This is a genomic window from Leucobacter ruminantium (genome assembly GCF_017565705.1).
GTDB classification, from domain to species: Bacteria; Actinomycetota; Actinomycetes; order Actinomycetales; family Microbacteriaceae; genus Leucobacter; species Leucobacter ruminantium.
This window is the reverse complement of sequence record NZ_JAGDYL010000045.1, coordinates 1-9,497: the sequence shown is the minus strand read 5'-3', so window position 1 is coordinate 9,497 and position 9,497 is coordinate 1. Positions and strand designations below refer to the sequence as shown.

Annotated in this window: 8 protein-coding genes and 2 pseudogenes; 8 read left to right on the top strand and 2 right to left on the bottom strand. The window is 67.2% G+C overall.

All coding sequences use genetic code 11. The features are described from left to right. Window positions 1–506 precede the first annotated feature (506 nt). Genes J4H91_RS15015 through J4H91_RS15005 form a run of 3 tightly spaced genes read left to right on the top strand, consistent with a single transcriptional unit; the run spans window position 507 to window position 2,030 of the window. Window positions 507–701, top strand: a complete 195-nt coding sequence (locus J4H91_RS15015; protein WP_208047060.1) for an antitoxin VbhA family protein — start codon at window positions 507–509, stop codon at window positions 699–701. Then, the gene (locus J4H91_RS15010; protein WP_208047059.1) at window positions 688–1,437 is read left to right on the top strand and encodes a Fic/DOC family protein; all 750 of its coding nucleotides are present in this window, start codon (window positions 688–690) and stop codon (window positions 1,435–1,437) included. Before J4H91_RS15015 ends, J4H91_RS15010 begins: the two co-directional genes overlap by 14 nt. Further along, window positions 1,434–2,030 (top strand): recombinase family protein, encoded by a 597-nt coding sequence (locus tag J4H91_RS15005; protein ID WP_208047058.1) that lies wholly within the window; start codon window positions 1,434–1,436, stop codon window positions 2,028–2,030. The genes J4H91_RS15010 and J4H91_RS15005 overlap by 4 nt, the downstream gene beginning before the upstream one ends. A 58-nt stretch (window positions 2,031–2,088) precedes the next feature. On the opposite strand, the pseudogene J4H91_RS15000 reads toward J4H91_RS15005, so the two are convergent. Then, window positions 2,089–3,316, bottom strand: a pseudogene (locus J4H91_RS15000) (IS256 family transposase). Window positions 3,317–3,456: 140 nt separating this feature from the next. On the opposite strand from J4H91_RS15000, the gene J4H91_RS14995 reads away from it, so the two are divergent. The 5 genes from J4H91_RS14995 (at window position 3,457) to J4H91_RS14975 (ending at window position 9,369) form a co-directional block, all read left to right on the top strand. Beyond that, a complete protein-coding gene (locus tag J4H91_RS14995; RefSeq protein WP_208047057.1) occupies window positions 3,457–3,672 on the top strand; it encodes a hypothetical protein in 216 nt (71 codons plus the stop codon). A 159-nt stretch (window positions 3,673–3,831) separates the two neighbouring features. Then, window positions 3,832–4,776, top strand: a complete 945-nt coding sequence (locus tag J4H91_RS14990; protein ID WP_208047056.1) for an SDR family NAD(P)-dependent oxidoreductase — start codon at window positions 3,832–3,834, stop codon at window positions 4,774–4,776. A gap of 22 nt (window positions 4,777–4,798) precedes the next feature. Beyond that, window positions 4,799–5,692 carry an amidohydrolase family protein gene (locus tag J4H91_RS14985; RefSeq protein ID WP_208047055.1) on the top strand — a complete coding sequence of 298 codons (894 nt, stop codon included), beginning with the start codon at window positions 4,799–4,801 and terminating at the stop codon, window positions 5,690–5,692. Beyond that, a complete protein-coding gene (locus J4H91_RS14980) occupies window positions 5,689–6,906 on the top strand; it encodes an acyl-CoA dehydrogenase family protein (protein WP_341783570.1) in 1,218 nt (405 codons plus the stop codon). Before J4H91_RS14985 ends, J4H91_RS14980 begins: the two co-directional genes overlap by 4 nt. A gap of 231 nt (window positions 6,907–7,137) precedes the next feature. Further along, window positions 7,138–9,369 carry an ATP-dependent Clp protease ATP-binding subunit gene (locus tag J4H91_RS14975; protein ID WP_208047054.1) on the top strand — a complete coding sequence of 744 codons (2,232 nt, stop codon included), beginning with the start codon at window positions 7,138–7,140 and terminating at the stop codon, window positions 9,367–9,369. A gap of 10 nt (window positions 9,370–9,379) precedes the next feature. On the opposite strand, the pseudogene J4H91_RS14970 reads toward J4H91_RS14975, so the two are convergent. Further along, window positions 9,380–9,497: pseudogene (locus J4H91_RS14970) on the bottom strand (IS481 family transposase); the annotation flags it as partial.

Sequence of the window (9,497 nt, the reverse complement as noted above, 5' to 3'; positions counted from 1 at the left end):
TGATCGCACTCGCCCGGAGGCGTTGCGACGTGATCTACGCCATGCTCAAAACCGGCAGTCTCTACCAACCCCGAGCACAGAGCGGCGCCGCTCTCGCGGCTTGACAAAGGTCATAGGGGCACCCCCCCCAAGAAAAGAAACCTGCCGGGTTGGGCGTCCGGCTCTCGGACGCCCAACCCACCATTCATTTAGTTCGATGCCCTTCTCCGGCCTCATGCGCCATCCGATAGGTAGAAGCAGCGCCAATCCGCTCTACGCCTGCAGGGTAGGGGTTTCGCTCCCTGCCAGGTCCCGCACGGAACTCACAAGTGTCAAAGCGTCAAAAACGGTCGTTTTCGGGATGCTCCCGATGGGCCGCGAGCGCTCGAATGGGATCCGCGAGATTCCAGCATTCCCGAATTCCCGAAACCGTGTCCCGAAACCAATTGGCCCGAAACTTACTCCTCAACGTTTTCGGGAAGCTGGTAGAATGGGGAGATCTAGTTCGTCGACAGAAGGAGTGGTTCATGGCCGAGGCGCATTCGATCGCCACCACTGAGTCCGAGCGCGAACGCCGAGTGGCCGAAGCGGTTCACAGCGGAGAGATGGAAGGGTTGCGGGTCGACCCTGGCACCATGCTCGATGCGGGGGAGTACATCGCGGGGCAGATCGACTCCAGCGAGGTCGTAGCTCGAGCTCGAGCTCGCTATGGCCTCGCCTGATTTCGTAGACCCCTACCTCGATCCGGAGCTAGGGCTGCTTCGTAACTTGGTCGGCGCCCGCACCCGGGACGAGCTTGACGCAGCGGAGGGCTCGCTTGCATTCGCCCGGCTACTGGAAATGCTCGACCACCCCGTCGACGCGACAGGGGACCTGGCGGAGCTCAGGAGCATCCATCGCAGGCTGTTCCAAGATGTCTACGACTGGGCGGGGGATCTCCGCACAGTAGACATTCGGAAGCCGGGATCCGAGTTCTTCCTGCCGGTGCCGATGATCGATCGCGCTGCCGCCTTCGCGGCCGCCGAGCTCCAGGCCGATGACCGGCTAAAGCACCTGAGCCGCGATCGCTTTATTGACCGGCTCTCGTACCACTATGACCAGTGGAACTACCTGCATCCCTTCCGTGAGGGAAACGGACGCACGCAGCGAGTGTTCTGGAGCCGAATCGCGCACGATGCCGGCTGGCAGCTCGACTGGCTGAATGTCCGTGGCCCGGTGAACGACGAAGCTTGTCGGGCAGCATCTGAGGACCGAAATCTAGAGCCGCTGCGGAGCATGTTCACTGCGATTGTGACGCAATCCACTCCTGACGGGCACGCTGACACTGCGCGTGAGGCTGAGCGGATCACGGGGCTCGCGTTCCCTTCCGAGCCGACGTCGCTCGGAGCTGCGCCCCAGGAAGTCGAACCGCGGGCGCATGAGCACACACGTTCGGCGAAGAGAGGTCTTGAGCTGTGAGCAACATCATCGGCTACGCGCGGGTCAGCACCCGGGAGCAGAACCCAGAGGCTCAGGAAGCTGAGCTGCGGGCGGCCGGCGCCGTCCGCGTCTTCGTCGACCGCGGCGAATCGAGCCGTATTGCAAGCCGGCCAGAGTGGAATGCCTGCCTCGACTACCTTAACGCAGGCGATACTCTCGTGATCCGAGCGCTCGACCGCGTTGCCGGCACCGAGCAACTTGCGATCGAGCTGATCCGAGATCTCGGCCGCCGAGGCGTACGCCTCCGAAGTCTCACTGAGCCGTTCCTCGACGTCGACACGTCGACACCGATGGGGGAAGCGATCGTCGGCATCATGGCCGTGCTCGCGCAGCTGCGCGTATCAACGATTCGGGAGAACACTCATCGTGGGCTCGCTCACGCCCGGGCGCAGGGCCGAGTGGGTGGACGCCCAACTGTGATGACGCCGGAACGGGTAGAAGCGGCTATTCAGATGCGGGAGCAGAACCACAGCCTGGTGCATATCGCTGCTGTTCTCGGGGTGGGGAAGTCGTCGGTTTCCCGGGCGCTAAGAAACGCTGAGCTCAACACGGATCAGGCGGCTAGCGCTTAGTAGCCGACGGCCCTGTTCGGGTCTGTCAGGTTAACGGTGGATCTGGCCTGGCGCATTCTTAGTTGATTCGGCCTTCGAAGGTGATCGCGAAGGCGTTGAGTGCGGGCTTCCACCTGGTTACCCAGCGTGCCCGACCCCGGCCTGTGGGGTCAAGTGAGCGAGTCACGAGATACAGGCACTTCAGCGCGGCGGCGTCGTTGGGGAAGTGGCCCCGAGCCCGCACTGCCCGCCGGTAGCGGGCGTTGAGGGACTCGATCGCGTTCGTGTTGCAGATGATGCGGCGGATCTCGACGTCGTAGTCGAGGAACGGGATGAACTCGCTCCACGCGTTCTCCCAGAGCCTGCGGATCGCCGGGTACATGGTGCACCACTTCTCCGCGAACTCCTCGAACCTCGCCCTGGCAGCTGCCTCGGTCGGCGCGGTATAGACGGGCCGCAGGTCGCGAGCGATCTGGTCCCAGTACTTCCGCGACGCGAACTTGAACGTGTTGCGGATCAGGTGAATGATGCACGTCTGCACCACGGCGAACTCCCACGTCGTGGTGATCGACTCCGGCAGCCCCTTGAGGCCGTCGCAGACCACGATGCAGACGTCTTCGACGCCACGGTTCTTCAGCTCGGTGAGCACCCCGAGCCAGAACTTCGCCCCCTCACCGCCATCGCCGGCCCAGATGCCGAGGATGTCGCGTTCTCCGGCGGTGGTGACACCGATGGCGACGTAGAACGGCTTGTTGCGGACCTGCCCGTCGCGGACCTTCACCACGATCGCGTCGATGAACACCACCGGGTAGACACGGTCCAGCGGCCGGTTCTGCCACAAGGTCATCTCCTCGATGACCTTGTCGGTGATCTTCGAGATCGTCTCCTTCGACACCGACGCGCCGTAGACGTCATCGAAGTGCGCGGCCACCTCACCCGTGGTCAACCCCCGAGAGGACAATCTCGTCGATGCCGTCTAACCGGCGCTGCCGCTTACGGACGATCTTCGGCTCGAACGATCCATCCCGATCCCGCGGGACCTCGATCTCGACCGGGCCGACCTCAGTGAGCACCGTCTTCGAACGAGTGCCGTTGCGCGCGTTCTCACTGTCAGTGACCTGGTGCTTCTCGTATCCGAGGTGCTCGGTCATCTCCGCCTCGAGTGCGGTCTCCAGCACGGTCTTCGTCAACCCGCCCAGCAGGCCTCCCGGCCCGACGAGGCTGACGCCTTGCTCCTTCGCTTGCGTGAGCAGCTGCTCCGCGATCTGCTTCTCATCGATGATCTCTCCTGTCACAGGATCGATCATCTCGATGGTCTGGGTCATTGCCCTTCCTTTCGGTCAGGCCAGTCCCAGATCCACCGTTTTACTGACAGTCCTTCGAGTGGGCGCCCGATGCCGAGGAGCCGCGGCGGCGTCTCGCCGAGCACATCGCCCACTTCGTCGAGGTGCGCGACAGCGCGCGTCAGCAGATCGCGGGCATCGAGGATCGGAGCAACCCGACCCTCGCGCGCCGTCTCGAGTCGAGCGAGCCGGCGCAGCGGGAGCGCATCGTCGCGTTCAAGCGCTACGCCTACGAGGGCAAGATCGCCCGCGCCGAGGCCGAGATCGCGTGGGCGCGGGAGGGGCTCCGCCTGCTCGACGACCTCGACGCCCGCAGCTAGCCGTCGTTGCCGGTGAGGCTGGCAAGGCGGTTGAATTTCACGATCATTGACAAATTCAAGTATTTACGCTTGCATGGAGTCGGGCATCCCGCCGCGGATCGGACAGCTCTCCGCAGGCCGGCGCGATCCCTCACCGCACGTCCTCGAAGGAGAACCCACATGTCGCTCGCAGGCAAAGTCGCCATCGTCACCGGTTCGGGCCGCGGTCTCGGCCTCGCCTACGCCCAGGAACTCGCCAGGCAGGGCGCCGCCGTCGTGATCAACGACGTCGACGACGCCACCGCGGCAGAAGCCGTTGCAGCCATCGAGGCCGAGGGTGGCCGCGCCACCGCCGTCGTCGCGCCCGTGGGACCCACCGAGACCGCCGAACAGCTCGTGCGCACCGCTGTAGAGGTCTACGGCCGACTCGACATCCTCGTCACCAACGCGGGCGTGCTTCGCGACACCGTGCTCTGGAAGATGAGCGACGAGGACTTCGACCTCGTCACCAACGTGCACCTGCGCGGCACCTTCACCTGCGTGCGCGAGGCGGCCAAGCACATGCGCGAGGCGGGCGAGGGCGGCCGCATCGTCTGCATCGGCTCGCCGACCGGCCAGCGCGGCAACTTCGGCCAGACCAACTACGCCGCCGCGAAGGCCGGCATCGTCGGCATGGTGCGCACCTGGGCCCTCGAGCTCAAGAAGGCGGGGATCACCGCGAACGCCGTCATCCCCGTCGCCGCGACCGCGATGACCGCGACCGCGATGACCGCGACCGTGCCCTACTTCCACGCCGCCGTCGAGGCCGACGCCAAGGGGGAGCCGATGCCGGCGTTCTTCCGCCACGACCTCGGCTTCGGCACCGCGGCCGACGTCGCCCCGCTCATCGCCTACCTCGCCGCCGACGCCGCGGCCGGCGTCACGGGCCAGGCCATCGGCGTCGGCGGCGATCGCCTGCAGGTCTGGAGCCACCCCGAGCCCGCCGTCACCGCGTTCCACGACGGCGGCTGGAGTGCCGAAGCCCTCGCCGCCGAGGGCGGCGAGCTGATCGCCGCGAACCTGCAGTCTGTGGGCGAGAGGTTCCCCGCTCTGCCCGACGAGCTGCAGCCCCCGGCGCGCGGCTGAGACACCGGCCGAGGAGTCGACCATGACCCGGTATGAGCCCGCGATCGACGTCGATCGGCTCGTCGCGATCGATGTCCACGTGCACATCGAGCACGGCGAGCACGGCGAGAACTCTCTGCCCGCAGACCTCGCGGACGCGGCTGCCGCGTACTTCAAGAACGGTGGCCTGCAGCCCGATCTCGACTCGGTCGCCGCCTACTATCGCGAGCGCGACATGGCCGCCGTCGTCTTCACCGTCGACGCGACCACCAACCTGGGCCACGCCCCGATCTCGAGTGCCGAGATCGCGGCGGGCGCCCAGCGCAACAACGACGTGCTGATCCCGTTCGGCTCGGTCGACCCGCTGCAGGGGCGGGCGGCGGTCGACCTCGCCCGCCGCCTCATCGAGGACCACGGGGTGCGCGGCTTCAAGTTCCATCCCACGGTGCAGGGCTTCGATCCGAGCGACTCCCGCTTCTCTCCGCTGTTCGAGGTGCTGCAGGAGGCCGGTGCGGTCGCCCTGTTCCACACGGGCCAGACGAGGATCGGGGCCGGCATGAGGGGCGGGCGCGGCCTGCGCCTGGGCCTGTCGAACCCGATGCTGCTCGATGGCGTCGCCGCCGACTTCGGCGATCTGCAGATCATCATGGCCCACCCGTCCGTGCCGTGGCAGGCCGAGGCGATCTCGGTCGCGACGCACAAGCACAACACCTGGATCGATCTGTCGGGGTGGAGCCCGAAGTACTTCCCGGAGGAGCTCGTGCGCGCCGCGGGTTCCTTCCTCAAGGATCGCGTGCTGTTCGGCAGCGACTATCCGATGCTCAGCCCCGACCGCTGGATGCGCGATATCGAGCAGACCGCGCTCAAGCCGGAAGCGCTTCCCGGCATCGTGAAGGACAACGCGGTCCGCCTCCTGGGACTCGGAGCCGGCGCGTGAACGCGGCGGCGAAGCCCCTGCGCGATCCCGACATCGCCGCGGACGGCGCGATCGGCATCGATCCCTTCCGCTTCGCCGAGGGCCGCCTCAGCGAGGCCGCCCTCGCCTCGCTCGAACGGCTGCAGACTATGCTCGACGAGCGCGTGAAGCCGTTGCTCTCGGAGGCCTGGGACACGGCCACGATGCCGCCGGGCATCATCGGATCCCTCGCCCCGCTCGGGCTCATGGCGCCCGAGGGAGTCAGCGAGGAGGAAGCCGATTCGTCGCTCTACAAGGGCTTCCGCAGCTACGTGCTCGCCCGCACCGACGTGTCGGTCGCGACCGTCTACAACGCGCAGGCCGGCCTCTTCCGCGCCACCGTGCGCCTCGGCGGATCGCCCGAGCAGGTCGCCGAGCTCGACCCGCGGATCAAGCGCTTCGACCTCACTGGCGTCTTCGCCCTGACCGAGCCCGAGCACGGCAGCGACATCGCCGGCGGCATGGCCACCACCGCCACCCGCGACGGCGATGAGTGGGTGCTCGACGGTCGCAAGCGGTGGATCGGGGGCGCCGTCACCGCCGACGTGCTGGCCGTCTTCGCCCGCGACACCGCCGACGATCAGGTCAAGTGCTTCCTCGTGCCGCGCGAGTCCGAGGGCGTGCGCATCGAGACCATCACCGGCAAGGTGTCGCTGCGTCCCATGCAGAACGCCGATTTCACCCTCGAGGGCGTCCGCGTGCCCGAGAGCGCACGGCTGCAACGCGTCGACTCGTGGCGCGACGTCTCGAAGATCATGGGCACCCTGCGCGCCGACGTCGCCTGGATCGCCGCCGGTCTGCAGGCCGGAGCCCTCGAAGCCGCGATCGACTACGTGCGCGAACGCGAGCAGTTCGGCCGAAAGCTGGCGGGCTTCCAGCTCATCCAGGAGAAGCTGGCGCGCATGGCCGGCAACGCCGTGGCCTCGCTCGGCATGGTCGTACAACTCTCGGAGCTGCAGGATCGCGGCGTGTTCAGCGACGCCAACTCGTCGCTCGCGAAGATGTGGGTCGCGCTGCGCGCCCGCGAGACCGTCGCCCTCGCCCGCGAGATCGCCGGCGGCAACGGCATCACGATGGAATCGGGGGTGGCGCGGTTCTTCGCCGACGCCGAGGCTGTCTACTCGTACGAGGGCACCCACGAGGTCACCTCGCTCATCGTGGGTCGCGCCCTGACAGGAGCCTCCGCCTTCGTGTAGCGGACGGCGCCGCCGATTTCCGCGCCTCTGAGCCCCGCAAACTTGCAGTTTCGGGGCTCTTCGGCGCGCCCGTACCCCGCTGATCGAGCGAGGGAAGCGTGCACGCCGCGTCAGGATCCCTAGCGAAAATACAGGTACAGGAGTAAACTTGAGTCATCATCACTCAAGTTTGTGGATCGACGCTCCCCAGAGGCCGGTTCGCAAGCGTCTGCTGAACGAGAAAGGAACCAGATGCAGGCAAACTGGCAGCCCGCCCAGGGCGAAGGCGAACAGAGCGCCCTCGAGCAGTTCGGCGTCAACCTCACGGAAGTCGCCCGCTCGGGCAAGCTCGACCCCGTCATCGGACGGGATTCCGAGATCAGGCGCGTGAGCCAGGTGCTCACCCGCCGCACCAAGAACAACCCCGTGCTCATCGGCGAACCCGGCGTCGGCAAGACCGCCGTCGTTGAGGGCCTCGCCCAGCGCATCGTCGCGGGCGACGTCGCCGAATCGCTCAAGGACAAGGAGCTCATCTCCCTCGACATCTCCGCGCTCATCGCCGGAGCGAAGTACCGCGGCGAGTTCGAGGAGCGCATGAAGGCCGTGCTCGCCGAGATCAAGGAGAGCGACGGCAAGATCATCACCTTCATCGATGAGCTGCACACGCTCATGGGCGCCGGCGGCGGCGAATCCTCGGTCGCGGCGTCGCAGATGCTCAAGCCGATGCTCGCGCGCGGCGAGCTGCGGCTCATCGGCGCGACCACGCTCGACGAGTACCGCGAGTACATCGAGAAGGATGCGGCCCTCGAGCGGCGCTTCCAGCAGGTGTACGTCGGCGAGCCGAGCGTCGAGGACACGGTCGCGATCCTGCGCGGTCTCAAGGAGCGCTACGAGGCGCACCACAAGGTGACCATCGCCGACTCGGCGCTCGTCGCCGCGGCCTCGCTGTCGAACCGCTACATCACCGCCCGCCAGCTGCCCGACAAGGCGATCGACCTGATCGACGAGGCCGCTTCGCGCCTGCGCATGGAGATCGACTCGGCCCCCGTCGAGATCGACGAGCTGCGCCGCGCCGTCGACCGGCTGAAGCTCGAGGAGCTCGCCCTCAAGAAGGAGAAGGACGACGCCTCGAAGGAGCGCCTCGCGAAGCTGCGCGAGGATCTCGCCGAGAAGCAGCGCGAGCTCGATGGGCTCGAGGCCAGGTGGGAGCGCGAGCGCGCCACGCTGAACCGCGTGGGCTCGCTCAGGGAGAAGCTCGACCAGTTGAACATGCAGGCGCAGGTGGCGCAGCGCGAGGGCAACCTCGAGAAGGCGTCGAAGCTGCTGTACGGCGAGATCCCGGTGATCCAGAAGCAGCTCGCCGAGGCCGAGCAGGCCGAGATGGCGGGCGAGATCGACGGCGAGCCGCGCATGGTCAACGATCAGGTGACCGACGAGGACATCGCGGGCGTTGTCGCGGCGTGGACGGGGATCCCCGTCGGCAGGCTGCTGCAGGGCGAGACCGAGAAGCTGCTGGCTCTCGAAAGGGAGCTCGGCAAGCGCGTCGTGGGACAGGGCGAGGCCGCACGCGCGGTGGCCGACGCGGTGCGCCGCACGCGCGCCGGCATCGCCGACCCCAACCGCCCGACGGGCTCCTTCCTCTTCCTCGGTCCCACGGGCGTCGGCAAGACGGAGCTCGCGAAGGCGCTCGCCGAATTCCTCTTCGACGACGAGCACGCCATGGTGCGCATCGACATGTCGGAGTACGGCGAGAAGCACTCGGTATCGCGCCTCGTCGGCGCCCCTCCGGGCTATGTGGGCTACGAGCAGGGCGGACAGCTGACCGAGGCCGTGCGTCGACGGCCGTACTCGGTCGTGCTGCTCGACGAGGTCGAGAAGGCGCACCCCGAGGTGTTCGACGTGCTGCTGCAGGTGCTCGACGACGGACGCCTGACAGACGGACAGGGCCGCACGGTCGACTTCCGCAACACGATCCTGATCCTCACCTCGAACCTCGGTTCGCAGTACCTCATCGACCCCGACATGCCGTGGAGCGAGAAGGAGAACGCGGTGCGCGAGACCGTGCGCCGGGCCTTCAAGCCCGAGTTCGTGAACAGGCTCGACGAGATGGTGATCTTCCATCCGCTCTCGGAGGCCGACCTCGCCTCGATCGTCGAGCTGTCGATCGACCGGCTGCAGGCGCGGCTCTCGGATCGGCGCCTCACGCTGGCCGTCACGCCCGATGCGCGGGCCTGGCTGGCCGCGCGCGGCTACGACCCCATCTACGGCGCGCGCCCGCTGCGCCGCCTCATGCAGCACGAGATCGACGACCGGCTGGCCCGGGCGATCCTCGGCGGCGAGGTGCGCGACGGCGACGCGGTGCGGGTCGATGTCGCGGGTGACGGCGACTCGCTCGTGCTGTCGAGCGAGGGATCCGCGCCCGTATCCGGGGGCTCCTCGGATCTGGGCGACGATGACGTGATCGAGGCCGAGCTGCTGGACTAGGTGTACCCGGTCAGGACGTTGGTTCCAGTCGGCTGATCGGTGGGAAGCCTCTCAGGGCTGAGTGGCAGCGTCCAGTGTTGTAGAACTCGAGCCAGGGTGCAAGCGCCCTCGTGCGTTCCGTGTTCGTG